General features: G+C 56.0%; 11 protein-coding genes. 1 reads left to right on the top strand and 10 read right to left on the bottom strand.

What is annotated here, in order from left to right:
* Positions 1 to 163 precede the first annotated feature (163 nt).
* Positions 164 to 592, top strand: coding sequence for a hypothetical protein (locus ACNRUY_RS00600; RefSeq protein WP_488109691.1), 429 nt, complete (start codon positions 164 to 166; stop codon positions 590 to 592).
* Positions 593 to 655: 63 nt separating this feature from the next.
* Here the strand turns inward: ACNRUY_RS00600 and arcC are convergent, their stop codons facing one another.
* The 10 genes from arcC to ACNRUY_RS00550 form a co-directional block, all read right to left on the bottom strand.
* Entirely contained in the window at positions 656 to 1,594 is a 939-nt protein-coding gene (gene arcC, locus ACNRUY_RS00595; RefSeq protein ID WP_488109690.1) for a carbamate kinase, read from the bottom strand.
* Positions 1,595 to 1,748: 154 nt separating this feature from the next.
* On the bottom strand, positions 1,749 to 3,068 hold the full coding sequence (guaD, locus tag ACNRUY_RS00590; protein ID WP_488109689.1) for a guanine deaminase: 1,320 nt from the start codon (positions 3,066 to 3,068) through the stop codon (positions 1,749 to 1,751).
* A gap of 99 nt (positions 3,069 to 3,167) precedes the next feature.
* A complete protein-coding gene (locus ACNRUY_RS00585) occupies positions 3,168 to 4,163 on the bottom strand; it encodes a dihydroorotate dehydrogenase-like protein (protein WP_488109688.1) in 996 nt (331 codons plus the stop codon).
* Between the two features lie 124 nt (positions 4,164 to 4,287).
* Positions 4,288 to 7,962, bottom strand: a complete 3,675-nt coding sequence (gene nifJ / locus ACNRUY_RS00580) for a pyruvate:ferredoxin (flavodoxin) oxidoreductase (protein ID WP_488109687.1) — start codon at positions 7,960 to 7,962, stop codon at positions 4,288 to 4,290.
* On the bottom strand, positions 7,962 to 9,578 hold the full coding sequence (locus ACNRUY_RS00575; protein ID WP_488109686.1) for an NAD(P)-binding protein: 1,617 nt from the start codon (positions 9,576 to 9,578) through the stop codon (positions 7,962 to 7,964). Before ACNRUY_RS00575 ends, nifJ begins: the two co-directional genes overlap by 1 nt.
* A gap of 102 nt (positions 9,579 to 9,680) precedes the next feature.
* Positions 9,681 to 11,003, bottom strand: coding sequence for a uracil-xanthine permease family protein (locus ACNRUY_RS00570; RefSeq protein ID WP_488109685.1), 1,323 nt, complete (start codon positions 11,001 to 11,003; stop codon positions 9,681 to 9,683).
* Between the two features lie 74 nt (positions 11,004 to 11,077).
* Positions 11,078 to 12,409, bottom strand: a complete 1,332-nt coding sequence (locus ACNRUY_RS00565; RefSeq protein WP_488109684.1) for a uracil-xanthine permease family protein — start codon at positions 12,407 to 12,409, stop codon at positions 11,078 to 11,080.
* Positions 12,410 to 12,525: 116 nt separating this feature from the next.
* Positions 12,526 to 15,408, bottom strand: a complete 2,883-nt coding sequence (locus ACNRUY_RS00560) for a molybdopterin-dependent oxidoreductase Mo/Fe-S-binding subunit (RefSeq protein WP_488109683.1) — start codon at positions 15,406 to 15,408, stop codon at positions 12,526 to 12,528.
* Between the two features lie 2 nt (positions 15,409 to 15,410).
* Positions 15,411 to 16,205: an FAD binding domain-containing protein gene (locus tag ACNRUY_RS00555; RefSeq protein WP_488109682.1), complete on the bottom strand. Its 795-nt coding sequence runs from the start codon at positions 16,203 to 16,205 to the stop codon at positions 15,411 to 15,413.
* A gap of 69 nt (positions 16,206 to 16,274) precedes the next feature.
* A complete protein-coding gene (locus ACNRUY_RS00550) occupies positions 16,275 to 17,633 on the bottom strand; it encodes an NCS2 family permease (protein ID WP_488109681.1) in 1,359 nt (452 codons plus the stop codon).
* Positions 17,634 to 17,707: the final 74 nt, after the last annotated feature.

Here is a 17,707-nt window from a genome sequence, read left to right as displayed (position 1 = left end):
GTGGTTAAACCCTGCCACTTTCAAGTAAGTTTTTGGTGGATTATCCACCAAAAATTGCAGGGGCTAGGCTGCTTTTGCGATCCCAAAAGATGAATTTATCAAATAGCTGGGGTTGTTCGCACCTTCCTTAGTGAACCAATATAAGAACTCCCTTGGAGTTTCTATGCTGAACGAAGCATTATACGAGTGCCTGGTGGATGTGGGCGCTAATGAAGAAAAGGCTAAACGGGCCGCTTCCGAAAATGATAAGTTGAAGCAGCTGTGCCAGGATGTGATGGATCTGCGCAAAGGCCAGGCAGAGATGTATCGTCAGACCGCTCAGATGAATGAACGGCTGATCGATATTGAAGCCCTGGCGCGGGTTCTGCTTCAGCGTCAGGAGAAAACCGATAAGGAGATTGTTGGAATCAAACAGGATATCTCTGACTTGAAACAGGAAGTTACTGAAACCAAACAGGCGGTCTCCGGTTTGAAACAGGAAGTCACTGGAATCAAACAGGACATCTCCGATTTGAAACAGGAAGTCACTGGTATCAAGGGAGAGGTTTCTGAAATAAAAGGAATGCTGCAAATACTGCTGGACCGGGGTTAATCCCGGTCCTTTCGAACAGCGATGAAACAGTGGCTTCCCATGAAGGGAAGGTATTTGGGAACACTACTCGTAATAGGCGATTCCACCTTCCACATCCTGGCGGATAACCGTGCCAGAGTCTGATGTCAGTATTTCAGCAGCCTGCTCCAGTGAGCCGATAGCAGCCATTTTGCCCCCGTTACGGACAAACTGAACCACCGCTTCGACCTTCGGCCCCATGGAACCGGAGGCAAAGTCGTATTTATCCATGGCTTCAGGGGTTGCATTGCGGATGTTTCTGGAATCCGGGTGGCCAAAACGGGTCGCTACTGCTGGCACGTCGGTGAGAATCAAAAAGGCATCCGCTTCAATGCCTTCGGCCAGCAGTCGGGAAGAGCGGTCTTTATCAATCACCGCTTCTACGTTCTCCAACTGGCCCTCAGGGGTGCGGGTGACCGGCACACCGCCGCCGCCACCGCAAATCACGGTTATGTCATCGGCAGAAATCAGGTGCTTCAGGGAAGGCAACTCCAGAATCTCTTCAGGCATGGGGGACGGCACCACCCGACGGAAGTATTCACCATCGGCCTTGATCACCCAGTCCTGATGGACTTTCAGCAACTCATCGGCCTGCTCGCGGGTGTACACCGGCCCAACAAATTTATCCGGGCTGGAAAATGCCGGGTCGGCCTTATTGACCACGGTCTGGGTCGATACCGTACAGATTTTATGACCTGGCATCTGGTTGCGCAGCTCCTGCTCAAACATAAAGCCGATCATTCCCTGAGTCTGGGCACCCAGTGCATCCAGAGGATAAGGTTCCACCGCTTTATAGGCATCATTCATTAACGCCAGTAATCCCACCTGGGGACCATTGCCGTGTGTCAGAATAACCTGGTGGTGTTTGGCGATCCGGGCAATGGATTCTGCCGCTTTGCGGATATTTCTGCGCTGGGTTTCACATTCAAGGGGTTCTCCACGTTGCAGGATTGCGTTTCCACCCAGGGCAATGACAATTCTCATGACGATATTCCAGTAAAAGTCGTTTTAAATAATGAATAATCTCTTTAATAAACATGCCTTCAGAAGTGCCCGTCTGAACATTCGGTACTGCAACGAAAGCGAAAGGTTAAACACAACCGGCAAAACCCGGAATTAAACAATCAACAGATCCCTTCTATCGGGTACAGGAATAAACCAGACGTCCATCAACGTATGTCCGGTAAATATTCCGGTCATCCCCGAGCGTCATTAAGACAAACAGTTTTTCATCCAGTGTTTTCGAATTATCCCACCGCAACTGCTGCACCTGGGTAGCCACCGGATCCAAAACCACAAAATCCGCTTCCTTGCCAATATCAAAGTTGCCAATACAGTGATCCAGATAGAGGGAATGCGCTCCCCCAAGAGTTGCCCGGTAGAACCCTTCAATGGCCGGCAGTTTTGCCTTCTGCAACTGAACTACCTTGTAGGCTTCATTCAGGGTTTCAAACGTATTTAAAGAAGTTCCGGCCCCGACATCCGTACCCATCCCAACCCGTACACCGTTGTCAGCAGCTCTGCGGTAATCAAACAGACCACTGCCCAGATACATATTGGAGGTAGGGCAGAAGGCCACCGAAGACCCGGTTTCCTCCATCACCTGCCACTCCTGGTCAGTCAGGTGCACACAGTGGGCATATACCGAACGTTCACCGGTCAGACGATAGTGGTTGTATACATCCAGGTAACCATCATGATCCGGATAGAGGGATTTAACCCATTCAACCTCATTCAGGTTTTCCGACAGATGTGTCTGGACATAGGCATCCGGAAATTCTTCCCACAGCTCCATGGCCTTTTCCAGCTGTTCCGGGCTGGAGGTGGGGGCAAACCGGGGGGTAATGGCATAGAGCAGTCGATTGCGCTTGTGCCACTTCTGCAACAGTCGCCGGGAGTCCCGATAACTGCTTTCCGGGGTATCCAGCAGCCCTTCCGGGGCATTGCGGTCCATCATGACCTTGCCGGCAATCACCCGCATATGGCGGCGGTCACACTCTTCAAACAGCGCATCCACAGACTCCGGATGGACGCTGCATAACACCATGGCAGTGGTCGTGCCGTTTTTCAGCAGCTCCTTGACAAACAGGCCCGCCATTTCATCCGCATAGCGTTTATCCCCGTACTTCATTTCCGTTGGGAAGATGTAAGTGTTCAACCACTCCAGCAGCTGCTCCCCATAGGCTCCGATGATCTCCATCTGTGGGAAGTGGATATGGGTATCCACAAAGCCCGGTACCACCAGTTTCCCCCGGTAATCACAAATGCGCAGCCCTTCCGGGAGCATATCCCTGCCCTGCTCCCAGGGACCCGACCAGGCCACTTTGCCCTGATCAATAATCAGCAGGCCATCGCTGATGTAACGCAGGTTTTCCTCAAGCGCCTTCGGGTCACTGACCACCTGCTGAATATCCAGCAGTGTCCCCCGCACAGCTTTTACGGTATTGGAAAATCTCATAATGGTCTGCTCCTGCAGTTATCATTTAGTTCGTTCCGGTTTTCGCCTGGCTCCCCCGCCCCTTCGAGGGAACTTTTAATCGTTATAAATAAGCCTCAATCAGTCGTTTTTCGCGCCATCAACAGTTCGAATGTAATTGGCCCGTTCAAACGCTTCGGGGTTCGCTACCGACTTCTGGCTCATCAGCCCCCGCATTTCCTCAAGGGAACCGAAATCCCGCTGCTTCAGCCAGACTTCCAGCCCCTTTCTCAGGACCGAAACATAGTCCGCACCATTGCTGATCAGGGCTGAAGCCAGCATCACGGTGTCAGCCCCGGCCAGCAGATACTTGATGATATCTTCATGGTCATAGGCACCGGACGTCGCCGCCAGAGACGCTTTCACCTGGCCGTGCAGCACACTCACCCAGCGCAGGGGAATCCCGATATCTCCCGCTTTACTGATAGGCCATGAAGGCTCCACCATCATGGTCTTGAGGTTAAAGTCCGGCTGCAGCATGCGGTTGAACATAACCAGCCCATCGACGCCTATTTCATCGAACTGCCGGGCCATGTGCCCAAAAGCACTGAAGAACGGATCCACCTTCAGGGCCACAGGAATAGTGACACTGTTTTTTACCCGCCGGGCCACGTCCAGATAGAGCGCTTCCACTTCCCGCCCGGAAATATCCAGGGAGGGCGGGTTGTAGTAGATATGCAGCTCAATGGCGTCAGCCCCTGCCTGTTCAATCTGCCGGGCATAGTCCACCCAGCCCCCTTCCGAGCAACCGTTCAGGCTGGCAATCACCGGTATATCCACAGAGGCTTTTACCTGACGGATCGTGTCCAGATAGGTCTGGGCGCCACGCTCCAGCGTCAGGCCAGCGGGCAGAAACGTAGACGCCTCGGCAAAGGAGTCATTGCGGGACAGGGCGATCAGCTCTTCCTCTTCCTGCTCCCGGCGAATCTGCTCTTCAAACAGTGAGGGCAGCACCACTGCGCCGATACCAGCCGCTTCCAGGCGCTGAATACTGCTGCCGGTTGACGTTAATGGGCTGGCGGCCGCAATCAGCGGGTTTTTCAGGCTCAGCCCCATGTATCGGGTGGTTAAATCCATGGTCGTTATCCTCACCGGGAGCACCGCAGTGCTCCCCTCTCAGTATCTTTAAAAATGCAGCCACTGGACTTCTGTACGTGTTTTCATGTTGAGGGCCGGGGCTGCATTTTCAGCTCAGGGCTGCTTAATGAACCGCCGACGCCTTTTCCGGTACAAAGTCCATGGCGTTGTGCGTGGCCATTTCTTCGTAAACCCCCCATTTCCGCTCAATCACCTGCTGTGCCTCATCCAGGATCTGTTCCGCTTCCTCGGGGCAGGCAATCTTCAGTGCCCGGTAACGGACTTCTCCACGGATGTAGTCTCTCAGGGACACACTGGGCCTCAGGGAATCGAGCATAAAGGGGTTGTCCCGCTGATCGGATCTGGCCGGGTTATAGCGGAACAGGGGCCAGTGTCCAGAATGGACTGCCAGGCGCTGCTGTTCCATGCCGTGGGTCATGTTTATGCCATGGGCAATGCAATGAGAGTAGGCAATCACAATGGACGGCCCGGGCCAGGCCTGTGCTTCGCGAATCGCCTGAAGCGCCTGCTGGGGGTTGGCCCCCATGGCGATCCTGGCCACATAGACATTGCCATAGGCGATGGCCTGAAGGGCCACATCTTTTTTCGCTGACCGCTTGCCCGCAGCTGCAAACTTCGCCACTGCCCCCAGTGGAGTCGATTTGGAAGCCTGGCCACCGGTATTGGAATACACTTCCGTATCCATCACCAGCACATTGACATTGCGGCCACTGGCCAGTACATGATCCAGTCCTCCTGAACCGATGTCGTACGCCCAGCCATCACCGCCGACAATCCAGACGACCCTGTCCAGCAGACGATCGAGAATCACCCGCAGGTTATCTGCTTCCAGGGTATGGATACCAGACAGTTTCTCACGTACCTGTTCCAGTCGTTCGCGCTGCCGGTGAATCTCCGTATCATTGGTCTGGGCAGCCTCAAGGATACCGTCCACCAGCTCACTGCCCAGCTGCTCCCGGAACGACTCCAGCTGCAGCCTGGCCTGCCCGGCCTGGTGGTCACTGGAAAGCCGGAAGCCAAAACCAAACTCGGCGTTGTCTTCAAACAGGGAGTTCGCCCAGGCGGGTCCCCGACCTTCTGCATTCCGGGCCCAGGGGGTGGTGGGCAGGTTACCACCATAGATGGAGGAGCAACCAGTGGCATTGGCCACCAGCAGACGGTCACCGGATAACTGGGAAAGCAACTTGAGATAAGGCGTTTCCCCACAACCGCTGCAGGCACCGGAAAACTCAAACAGCGGCTCAAGAAACTGAACACCACGGACGGTGGAGAAATCCACCTGACGCCGGTCGTTCACTGGCAGGGATTCAAAGAAGGTCAGGTTCTGCTTTTCGGTTTCCAACAGCAATGGCTGCTTGCTTTCCATATTCAGGGCACGGTAACCGCTCTTTTTGGGATGACGCACAGGACAGGCTTCCACGCAGAGGCCACAGCCCGTGCAATCTTCCGGATACACCTGCAGTGTATACCGGGTTTCCGGAAAGCCCCGGGCACTGATGGGGGCACTGCGGAACGACTCCGGCGCGCCATCCAGACTGGCTTCATTATAGAACCGGGCCCGGATCGCGGCGTGGGGGCAAACTATGCTGCAGTTGCCGCATTGTATGCACTGGCTCTCATCCCACAGGGGAATCTGCAGGGCAATATTCCGCTTTTCCCAGCGGGTGGTGCCACTGGGCCAGGTGCCATCCACCGGGATCTGGCTCACCGGTATCAGATCCCCCTCACCACTGATCATTCTGGCGGTGACGTCCCTGACAAATCCGGGAGCACCTTCTGCAACCACTGAGGGTGCCTCACCGTCCATCACCCTGGATGCATCCGCTTCAGTTTCACCCGGAACCACCACCGGATGCAGGTGTTCCAGGGCATGATCCACCGCCCGGAAATTTCGCTCTACGACATCCGCACCTTTGCGGCGGTAGGTCTTTTCAATCGCGCCCTTGATCCTCTCAATGGCCTCATCCCGGGGCAGAACCCCGGAAAGCGCAAAGAAACAGGTCTGCATAATGGTATTGGTCCGATTACCCATACCCACAGCCTGGGCAACCGAAGACGCATCAATCACATGAACCTGGAGTTTTTTCTCCTGTATCTGCCTCTGAACACGTCCGGGCAGGTGTGACCAGACAGCATCCGGGCCATAGGGACTGTTCAGAAGAAAGACACCGCCCGCTTCAATATTGCCCAACACATCGGTTCGTTCCAGGAAATTGAACTGGTGACAGGCGACAAAACTGGCCGATTGAATCAAGTAAGGCGCTTCGATGGGCTGCTGACCGAAACGCAGGTGCGATACCGTCTGGGATCCGGACTTTTTGGAGTCATAGACAAAATAGGCCTGGGCATTCAGCTCAGGGTCGCTGCCAATGATCTTCACCGAGTTCTTGTTCGCTCCCACCGTGCCATCCGCACCCAGGCCATAGAAGACAGCCCGGACGCTCTGTGGGTCCTCAATCACAAAGGAGTCGTCGTACTTCAGGCTGGAGTGGGTGACATCGTCGTGAATACCCACCGTAAAATGATTCTTTGGCTGCTCCTTCAACAGCTCATCGAAAACAGCCCTGACCATACCGGGAGTAAACTCTTTACTGGACAGCCCGTAGCGACCACCAATCACTCTTGGCATCCGCTTCACCTGATCATTCAGGTAGCCTTCCGTCAGTACGGTCACCACATCCTGGTAGAGAGGCTCGCCAGTGGCCCCAGGCTCCTTGGTCCGGTCAAGCACGGCAATCCCGGTAACAGACCCGGGCAGCGTCTGGAGAAAATGCTCTGCACAGAAGGGGCGATAAAGCCGAACCTGAATCATCGCCACCAGATCCTCTTCCGGAAGCGACCGGTTCAGGGCGTCAACGGTCATTCTGACGGTTTCGGCACCGGACCCCATCACCACGATGACCCGCCTGGCGTTATCGGGGCCATACCAGCTGAAGGGGCGATAATGGCGCCCGGTCAGAGCAGCAAACTTCTCCATGGCGGCTGCCACTGCAGCCGGTGTCGCGTCATAGAATGAGTTACAGCTTTCCCGGGCCTGGAAATAAACGTCCGGGTTCTGGGCTGTTCCACGGATCACCGGTTGTTCCGGGTTCAATGCACGACGACGGTGTTCCTGTACCAGCCGGTCATCAATCATGGCCCGGATGACCGAGTCCGGCAGCAGGGAAATTTTGTTGATCTCATGGGAGGTCCGGAAACCATCAAAAAAATGGATAAACGGTATCCGTGACTCCAGGGTGGCCGCCTGGGCAATCAGCGCCAGATCATGGGCTTCCTGAACCGAGCTGGCGGACAGCATGGCAAACCCGGTGCTTCTTGCCGCCATCACATCCTGATGGTCCCCGAAAATAGAGAGCCCCTGGGTGGCCAGGGAACGGGCCGCCACATAGAACACCGCAGGCGTCAGTTCACCGGCAATTTTGTACATATTGGGCAACATCAGCAGCAGGCCCTGGGAAGCCGTAAACGTCGTGGTGAGCGCTCCGGTCTGCAGGGAACCATGAACCGCCCCGGCAGCGCCTGCTTCACTTTGCATCTGGGCCACATGGGGCTTGCCACCCCACAGATTCACTTTGCCTTCAGCAGCCCACTGTTCCGCCAGCTCCGCCATGGTAGACGACGGTGTAATCGGATAGATAGCGCAGACTTCGTTGGTGCGGTAGGCCACATAGGCAGCCGCTTCATTACCGTCTATTGTGACACGGGAGACATGGGCGGGCTTTTCAGCGCTAACCTTCTCAGTAGATAGATGGCCGTTATCTTTGTTATGTTCAGTCATTAGCGCACCTCCTGCATTTCAATGGCATGGCAGGGACACTGCCGGTAACAGGCCATACAGCCAGTACAAAGGTCATAATTGATCTGGTAACCCAGCCCTTTGCCCAGCTTGGTAATGGCACCTTCAGGACAGGCACCGAAACAGCCATCGCACTCAAAACAGTTCCCGCAGGAAAAACAGCGGCTGGCCTCAAAACGCACCTGGGCTTCAGTAAGCCCACTGACCACTTCACTGAAATCGTTGCGCTGCTCTGGGCTCAGGGCGTCATGGTGCTGACGGTCCGCCTGGGTGCGATACCAGAGATTGAGTTCCCCGGGGTCCAGTAATGGCCATTTCCGGGGAGCACGCTTTTCCCCTCTCAGCCAGGCATCCATATGCCGGGCCGCCCTTTTACCATGCCCCACAGCGATGGTGGCAGTGCGGTCGGAAGGCACCATGTCACCTCCGGCAAAAACACCTTCACAACCGGTCATCATCCGCTCATCAATGCAGAGCGCCCCCCACTTATCCAGCTCCATGCCGGGTACCTTCTGCAGCACGGCCCGCTCAACATCCTGCCCCAGCGCCAGAATCAGTGAATCCACCTCCAGAGTCTCAAACCGGCCCGTGGGCTTTGGACGCCCATCGTCGCCAATCTCCATGATTTCCACCTGGAACTCAGAACCCTCGATATTCTGGATGGTCCGGAGCCAGTGAATGTTCACCCCTTCCGCTTCAGCCTCATCGGCTTCGAAGGTATGGGCAGGCATATGGTCCCGGTCACGGCGATAGATGATCATGGCTTCATCCACGCCCATTCTTTTGGCGGTCCGGGCAGCATCCATCGCCGTATTGCCTCCACCGTAGACTGCTACACGCCGTCCCAGTAAAGGCTTCTCCCCCATACCGGTCTCTCTCAGGAAGCTCACCGCATCCAGTACCTTGCCGGCATCCCTGGCGGGAATATCCACCTGTTTGCCAATGTGGGCACCAATGGCCAGATACACCGCATCAAACTGCCCCGCCTCTCTCTCTGCCAGCAGGTCATTCACCCGGTGATTCAGGGTCAGGGTGATCCCCATGGATTCAATGCGCCGGATTTCCGCGGCCAGTACGTCCCGGGGCAAGCGGTAAGCAGGAATACCAAACTGCATCATGCCACCGGCAACCGGCGCCGCATCGCGGATTTCCACCTGATGCCCCAGCAGCCTCAGGTGATAAGCGGCCGTCAGGCCCGATGGTCCAGCCCCCACCACCAGAATTCTTTTTCCGGTGTCGGCTTTCGGCAGCGGCATTGGCCAGTCCTGCTCAATGGCCCGGTCCCCCAGAAACCGCTCGATGGAGTGAATACTAACACCGTCGTCCACCTGCACCCGACTGCATCCTCCCTCACAGGGGTGATAGCAGATCCGGCCATGGGTTGCCGGTAAGGGGTTGTTGGCCATAAACCGCAACCAGGCTTCCTGAAAACGACCCGCCTGGACCAGTGCCAGTGCCCCCTGGATATCATTCCCCGCCGGACAGGTGTGATTACACGGCGGCAACGAGTTCTGGTAAACCGGCTTTCGGGTCACCACCGGTCCTGTCCCCTGAACGGGTCGGGTACCGGGTGGTTGAGTCATATCCAGGCTATTCATGGCTACTCCTATTCTGGCCAGTGGCTGTCACAGTTTCATCAGCCTTCGGCCATCCCGTCCTGCCAGGGCATCACCCCATCCAGGACTGATTACAACTGAAAATTACGGAGCCCCCTGAAGCTGCTGCTCCACTTGCGGCTCCGGTTGCTTCTCTCTGAAAATCTGATTAAGGACCACGGCGGTCAATCCACCGGTGGTGATGCCTGACTCCATGGTCATGCGGAGGAACTCCGGCAAGGTATCGAGCATTTCCGGCCGAACCGTCACGGTCACTCCGGCAGTAACGCTGACTGCAACAATGACCGCATTGCGTTCATCCAGTCCCACCCGCGCCAGAATCCGGATACCGGCCGAGATAATCATGCCGAACATCAGCACCCCTGCCCCACCCAGCACCGGTGAGGGAATGGTGACAATCAGGGCAGACAGTTTCGGAAACAGCCCCACCCCGATCAGCAGGGCTCCGGTCAACGCCACTACAAAACGACTGGCGACGCCGGTTATGGCGACAATGCCCACATTCTGGCTGAAGGAGGCCATGGGCAGAGCACCGAAAAATGCAGAAAATGAGCTGCCCAGGCCATCACAGAGCAACCCACGGGCCAGCCGGGGGCCGGTCATTTCCGTTTTTCCCACCTCGCTCAGGGCCAGGAAGTCGCCGGTGGACTCCATCAGCACCACCAGATAGGCAATGCTCATCCCGACAATGCCGGTCACGGGAAACGTCAGGTCAAACGGCATAAACGCGGGCAGTGACACCCAGCTCGCCTCACGCACCTGGGTGAAGTCCACCATTCCCGCAGCAACAGAACCGAGATAACCAAGAATAATGCCAATCACAATGGAACCTGCTTTCACCAGCCCGGTTCCCTTACGATTCACCACCACGACCACCGCGGCCACCAGCAGCCCGGTGACCAGATGGGAAACCTCTGCATACTGCTCACTGCCGGGCCGTCCTCCAGCAAACCAGTCCGCTCCCACGGGAACCAGAGAAACACCGATCATCAAAATGACAATGCCCGACACCAGTGGTGGAAACAGACTGCGCACCTGCTTCATACAGAAACTGCCCAATATCACCACCAGGGAACCCACCAGCGCCGAGCCAAGTACCCCTGACATACCGTACTCACGGGCGATGGACATGGAGACCGCAACAAACGCAAAACTGGTGCCCATCACACATGGCAGCCGGATACCGACCGGCCCGAGCCCCATACACTGAATAATGGTGATCACCCCCGAGCAGAGCAGCGTGGCACTGATCAGGTGGACAATCATGCCCCCCTCAAGTCCTGCATAGTTCCCGACAATCAATGGCACAGCGACAATACCGCCAAAAGCGGCCAGCAGGTGCTGAGTTGCCAGGATCATTGAGGTACCCAGCGGCGGCTTCTCTTCAACGGCGTAGAATGACTTCATGGTGGCTCCCCCTGCCCTTTCTAAACCTTTTCAATGTTCTTCAGTGAGTGGTTCATCGGCGACACCCTGCATTGTCAAGACGCAGGCTCTGCCCCGGTTAAATTCGATGTCTCTGGTTCCGGCTCTGGTTCCGCTTTAAACAGTTGGTTCAGCAGCACTGCCGTCAGGGCGCCGGTGGTAATCCCTGATGAAAAGCTCACCTGAAAGAAAGAAGGCAGATAGCTGAGAATGTCCGGCCGGGTCGTGACCGCAAGGCCGGCGGTAATACTGACGGCAATAATGACGCTGTTGCGTTCGTTCAGATCCACCCGGGAGAGCATTTTGACCCCGGCGGAAATGATCATGCCGAACATAATGATGCTGGCTCCCCCCAGCACCGGTTGGGGAACGGTCACAATCAGAGCTGCCAGTTTCGGAAACAGCCCGGCCAGCATCAGCAGAACACCGGTCAAAGCCACCACAAAACGACTGGCGACGCCGGTAATGGCTACAATGCCCACGTTCTGGCTGAAAGAAGAAAAAGGGGTAGTGCCGAACAGAGCCGCCAGGGCACTGCCCAGCCCATCACAGAGAATGCCCCGGGACAGTCGTTTACCAGTCAGCTCACAGTGGCTGACTTCACTCAGGGCCAGAAAATCACCGGTGGATTCCATAATAGTAACCAGGTATGCCACTCCCATGCTGATCACACCTGTGATGGGAAACGTCAATTCAACAGGAAGCAGCGTAGGAAGACGCAGCACTGGAGCAGTGGCAATGGGGCTGAAATCCACCTGCCCCAGAAATGTGCTGAGCAGATAACCCATTGACATGCCAATCACAATGGCACCGCTTTTAAACAGCCCGGAACCTTTCCGGTTAAGGGCGATCACCACAATCGCCACCAGAATGCCAACCATCAGATGGGTCAGACGACCATAGTGCTCGCTGCCGGGCAGCCCGCCGGCAAACCAGTCAGTGCCCACTGGCACCAGGGAGACACCAATCATCAGAATGACGGTGCCAGACACCACAGGGGGAAACAGTTTGCGAACATGCCCCATAAACTGACTGCCGATGATCATCACCAGTGAGCCTCCCAGGGCAGAACCGAGAATGCCGGACAGTCCGTACTGCTGGCCGATGGCAATGGAGACCGCCACAAAGGTAAAGCTGGTCCCCATGACACAGGGCATCCGGATGCCCGCTGGCCCCAGCCCCAGGCACTGGACGATGGTGATCAGGCCTGAAACCAACAGTGCTGCGCTGACGATGCTGACCATTGTGCCCTCACCAAGACCAAGCACTCCGCCAACCACGAGTGGTACGGCAATGATGGCGCCAAAAGCGGCCAGCATGTGCTGCAGGGCCAGGATCAATGAGGTTCCAAAGGGTGGACGGTCTTCAACAGCATAAAACGATTTCACAGCAGCTCCCTTCCCGGGGGGAAACCCTCCAGGCTGATGGTTTGGCAGTGGATTCAGTTATTTCTGTGCTTCCCCTTCTCCCCGTCAGATAGAGGAGAAGGAGAAGCGATTGCGCTTTACAAAACGCCTTCTTTCAACGCGCGGAGCATTTTCTCCGGAGTGATATGCCAGTCCCTGACCCAGACACCAGTGGCGTCGTGTATGGCTGAGGCAATGGCTGGTGCCGCGGCATTGACGCTGATTTCAGAGACAGACTTGGCTCCGAAAGGTCCAACCGGGTCATCGCTGGGTACCAGGAAGGCCTTGAAGTCTTCCGGAAGGTCACCCACCATCGGCGCACCATAATCCGCAAAGTTAGCGTTCACTACCCGACCCTGGTCGTCATACTCGACGGCTTCCTGAAGGGTGTGCCCGATGGCTCGCATGCTGGCGCCGTATATCTGCCCCAGTGCCAGCTCCGGATTGATGGGCGTTCCACAATCCAGCAGGGCGTGGAATTTGCGCAGACTGACCTTGCCGGTGCGGGTATCCACGGCCACTTCCGCAAAGTTCGCCCCGTAAGGGAAAGCAAACTCACTGGTGATAAAGCTGCCCTGCCCCATCAGCTGGCCACAGCCAGTGCCACTTTCGGCATAGTGGGCAATTTCACCAAAGCCAATGCTCTTCTTGCTGCCTTTCACCTGGCCGGGATACTCAAGCGTCAATTCTGCTTCCGGTTCTTCCAGCAGGTGAGCCGCAGTCTTCAGAATCTTGCTGCGAAGATCTTCAGCGGCCAGTTTGGCGGCATTACCGGAGAAGCAGGTGCCACTGGATGCGTAGGCTCCCTTGTCAAACAGACAATGATCGGTATCGCCGGACACCACATGAATATCATCCAGCTCCGTGCAGAGCACTTCAGCGGCCAGCTTGGCAACCACCGTATCCAGCCCGGTACCGATATCCGCACCACCGGAGTGAACAATCAACGTGCCATCGGATGCCAGCTTGATCCAGGCGTTGGCCTGGTCAATGTCCGGAATACCGGACTTCTGTTGCATGGTGGCAATGCCGCGGCCAATTTTGATATGAGGATTATCCTGCTCTTCCTTGGGCGTTCCCCAACCGAAGCTGGCGGCACCCTCTTCCAGAACCCGACCCAGGGCACAACTGTGGGCCACAGGCACTGAAGTGGGCAATTTACCTTCACCCACCTTGCCCAGCAGTTCGAGACGCTGACCTTCATGCACCCGGTTTTTCTCGATCATTTCCAGATGGTCAATCCCCAGGGCATCGGCCATTTCAGCCACGATCATCTGTACGGCAAAGTTGCCTTTCGGGCCGCCGTACCCCTGGTAAGCCCCGGTGGGAACGATGTTGGAATAGTAGGTATCCACCTTGAACCGCACATTAGGGCAGGGATACAGAGGCAGGGAGATGGCCGGAGCATTACAGGGCACGGTAAGGGAATGGTTGCCGTAAGGACCGGTATTGAAACGGAAGTTCACGTCAAAGGCGGTAATGGTGCCGTCTTTCTTCGCCCCCATTTTGATGTCAATCTCAGCCACATGACGGGTGGAAGTAGCAATGAACTCTTCTTCCCGGGTATGGCGGAACAATACCGGACGGCCCGTGGCGTGGGTGGCAAAGGCACAGACTTCCTCAACCAGAATGTCCTGCTTGGAGCCGAAGCCCCCTCCCAACCGTTCCTTGATCACATGCACTTTGTGCTGTTTGATCCCCAGCACAATGGCAATCTTGCGGCGGACATGCCAGGGCACCTGAGTGGCCGCACGCACCACAATGCGATCGCCTTCCATGTAGGTGTAGCAGAGGTGTTGCTCCGGCGGTAACTGCTGAGCCTGGCGGGACTGGTAACTCCGCTCAAGCACCACATCCGCTTCTGCAAATCCCTTATCAATGTCGCCTATTTCACCATGGCCCCGGGCAGCAATGTTTTTCCGGGGATCACCACCAAATGGGAAGTTAAAGTGAATCCGGCCGTCACGGGGGTCAGCGGTTTTATTCTGCTCTTCCAGGTCCTCCGGTGCACCAACTCCATAGGAAATCACACCGTTATGGACAATCGGTGCATCCTCCGCCATGGCCTCTGCAATAGAGAGCACCGGCTTAAGCACCTCATACTCAACCTTGATCGTCTTCAGGGCTGCTTCGGCCTGGGCTTCAGTCTCAGCCACTACCGCCGCTACACGATCCCCATAGTGACGCAGCTTCTGACCGAACATACGACGGTCCAGAGGGGAAGGTTCCGGTGCGGTCTGGCCACCAGGTGTGTAATAGACATCCGGGCAATTGCGATGGTCAAACACCGCCACAACACCGGGCATGGCTTCCGCTTCAGTGGTGTCAATGGAGGTGATATAGGCATGGGCATGGGGGCTGCGCAGCATCTTCAGGATGCAGGCCTCCGGAGCCACAAAATCCTCCACAAAGCAAGGTTCTGCCTTAATGGAACGGGTGGCATCCACTTTACCACCGGGCTTGCCCACCTGGCGGTTATCACCGGCAAAGGAAGGAATACTCTGGGCGATATACGCTTCATCGGCGATGCGCTGACGGGCAATCTCCACCGCATCAAACACCTGCTGATAAGCGCTCTCCCTCAGGAAGATGGACGACAATACATCTGTAATTTCAGTCCGGGAGGGGTTGGGGCTTCGTTTCAACAGATCGGTCATCAGCAGAGCCAGTGCCGGATCGTTATAACCGGACTGGATTACACCCGCATCAATCAGGGCAGACTGCACAGGGCTGAGCTTGCCGTATTCATTCAGTGACTCCGGAGTCATGACTTCCCGGCCTTCCAGCTGGGCAGCGATCAACAGGGAGGCATTGACTGAGCAGCCATCCAGAAGAATAGAGTCCGATCCCGCAAACCCGTAACCGTCATCGCTGTTACGGACGGAACGCATTCCCAGGCGCTTGAGCAGCACCTGAACATTTTCTCCGGCTTCGGCCTGAACCCGGGTCAATTTCCCATTGAGATGAAAAACAATTTCCATGATCAAAGACCCCGACCTTTAAACTCTTCTACCAGCTGTCCAACCAGGACACCGCTGATATGACGCTTGTATTCAGAACTGCCCAGCACATCCGATTCCGGGAAAACGGCATTAACAACCGCCTGCTCAACAGACTCACGACTCATGTCTTCGGATTCCTGACCGAGCTGGACCTCAACATCATGCAGTCGCACCGGCTTTTCCGCGACCCCGGCCAGGGCAATACCAAACTGCCGCTTGCCTTCGCTGACGGTCACCGCCAGTGCAGCATTGACAATGGGCAGACTGGCACTGCTTTTCGTCACTTTGACGGTATGGCAGAAAGCCAGGTTCTCTGGAACGATCACCCGGGTAATCAGCCCTTCCGGTGCCTGCTGCCAGGCCTCCACGGTCATCAGGCCACCTTCGGCCAGTTCCACCTGAGCGTCCATGGCCAGCAGCGCTGGTACTACCTGGCACGCCTTGAGGTTGGCAGCGATTTCGCCTCCCAGGGTGATCTGGTTCCGCTGGTTCCTGCTGAAGATCAGGGCTGCGGCCTCTTTCAGGCCTTCAGGAAGCTCCTGATGATCAACCACCTGCTGAAGCGTGGTCATCGCTCCCATTTCCCAGCCCCGGGACGTTTTGCTGATTCCCCGCAGGTCCAGACCGGCCAGACTGATGGCAATCTCACACTCCGTTCGGGAAGGGGCTGCGTTAATCCGGGCACCGTTAGCCATATAAACTGCCTGGCTACCGTGCTGCTCTTTTAATGCCAGGGCCTCATGAATGGTCTCTGGTCTCAGTAATTCCCTGATCATGGTGTACTCTGCCTGTCATCCAAATCCATAAAAAACACGACAGCCCGGCAATAGCCGGGCTGATTCACATCAAATTCCAAAAAAGACAAATTTCAGTGCAAACATAATGGCCAGCACCCAGACACTGATACTGACCTCCTTAACCCTGCCCGCCATCAACTTGATGATGGGATAGGCGATAAAGCCCAGAGCAATACCGTTGGCAATGGAAAAGCTCAGGGGCATCATAATGGTGGTAATCAATACCGGACCCGCTTCGGTCAGGTCTGACCAGTCCATTGAACTCAGGCTACCGGTCATCAGCACAGCGACGTACAACAGTGCACCAGCGGTGGCATAACCCGGAACCATCCCGGCCAGAGGCGACAGAAACAGGGTTACCAGGAACAGCAGGCCAATAAACACGGCGGTCAGACCGGTGCGACCTCCAACAGCAACCCCTGAGGCACTTTCTACATAAGTGGTCACAGTGGGGGCACCAACAACCGCACCTATCCATGAAGCGCTACCGTCAGTGATCATGGCCCTGCTCATGTTTTCCATTTTGCCGTTTTCATCGGCCAGGCCTGCCTTGTCACCCACGGCGATCAATGTGCCCGTGGTATCAAAAAGGTTGACGAACATGAAGGCGACAATGACACCGATCATATCGGGCGTCAGTGCCCCCATGATGTCGAGCTTGCCAAAAATAGGCGCAATGCTGGGAGGAGTGGATATCACACCGGTGAACTGGACCTGCCCGGTCACCAGAGCGATGAGTGTAATGGCAGCAATGGACACCAGAACCGCTGATTTCATCTTCCGGTAGCTCAACGCCAGAATCAGGAACAAGGAAAGGCTGGCCATCACCTGGGAGAAACCGGTGATATCACCCAGGCCAACAATGGTGCCGGGATTGGCCACAACAATGCCGGAGGTTTTCAGACCAATCAGGGCCAGGAACAGACCGATACCTGCCGTAATACCAATGCGAAGCCCTTTGGGAATACTGTCAATAATCCACTCACGGACCTTGAACAGACTGAGCAGCATAAACCCGATACCGCCCCAGAACACGGCCCCCATGGCCTGCTCCCATGGATACCCCATTCCCATTACTACTGCATAGGCAAAAAAGGCGTTGAGTCCCATGCCCGGAGCCAGCCCAACGGGCCAATTGGCATAGAGTCCCATGATGATGCAGCTCAGGGCGGATATAAGACAGGTGGCAACAAACAGGGCGCCTCGGTCCATGCCGGCAGCCGAGAGCATTTCAGGAATAACAAACACCACATAACACATGGTGATGAAGGTGGTGCAACCGGCCAGTGCCTCCATTTTTACCGTGGTGCCGTGCTGCTTCAGATGGAATATCCGTTCCAGCAGAGAGTCCCCCCCGGACTCTCTGTTATTGTCCTGGCGCGAAAGGTCAACATCGGTATTTAGCATGATTTCCCCCGTATTCCGGTGTGGTGATGCCGCTCTTAATGAGCTAAAGGACATCACCCCGGCGTTATGATGAA

The organism is Endozoicomonas sp. Z74 (assembly GCF_057680865.1).
This window is presented reverse-complemented; position numbering and strand designations above follow the sequence as displayed.

Excerpts from the sequence above, each read along its gene's own strand:
- ACNRUY_RS00585 (WP_488109688.1), bottom strand. The coding sequence starts at position 4,163 with ATGGATTTAACCACCCGATACATGGGGCTGAGCCTGAAAAACCCGCTG.
- ACNRUY_RS00560 (WP_488109683.1), bottom strand. The coding sequence starts at position 15,408 with ATGGAAATTGTTTTTCATCTCAATGGGAAATTGACCCGGGTTCAGGCC.
- arcC (WP_488109690.1), bottom strand. The coding sequence starts at position 1,594 with ATGAGAATTGTCATTGCCCTGGGTGGAAACGCAATCCTGCAACGTGGA.
- nifJ (WP_488109687.1), bottom strand. The coding sequence starts at position 7,962 with ATGACTGAACATAACAAAGATAACGGCCATCTATCTACTGAGAAGGTT.
- ACNRUY_RS00570 (WP_488109685.1), bottom strand. The coding sequence starts at position 11,003 with ATGAAGTCATTCTACGCCGTTGAAGAGAAGCCGCCGCTGGGTACCTCA.
- ACNRUY_RS00575 (WP_488109686.1), bottom strand. The coding sequence starts at position 9,578 with ATGAATAGCCTGGATATGACTCAACCACCCGGTACCCGACCCGTTCAG.
- guaD (WP_488109689.1), bottom strand. The coding sequence starts at position 3,068 with ATGAGATTTTCCAATACCGTAAAAGCTGTGCGGGGGACACTGCTGGAT.
- ACNRUY_RS00555 (WP_488109682.1), bottom strand. The coding sequence starts at position 16,205 with ATGATCAGGGAATTACTGAGACCAGAGACCATTCATGAGGCCCTGGCA.
- ACNRUY_RS00600 (WP_488109691.1), top strand. The coding sequence starts at position 164 with ATGCTGAACGAAGCATTATACGAGTGCCTGGTGGATGTGGGCGCTAAT.
- ACNRUY_RS00550 (WP_488109681.1), bottom strand. The coding sequence starts at position 17,633 with ATGCTAAATACCGATGTTGACCTTTCGCGCCAGGACAATAACAGAGAG.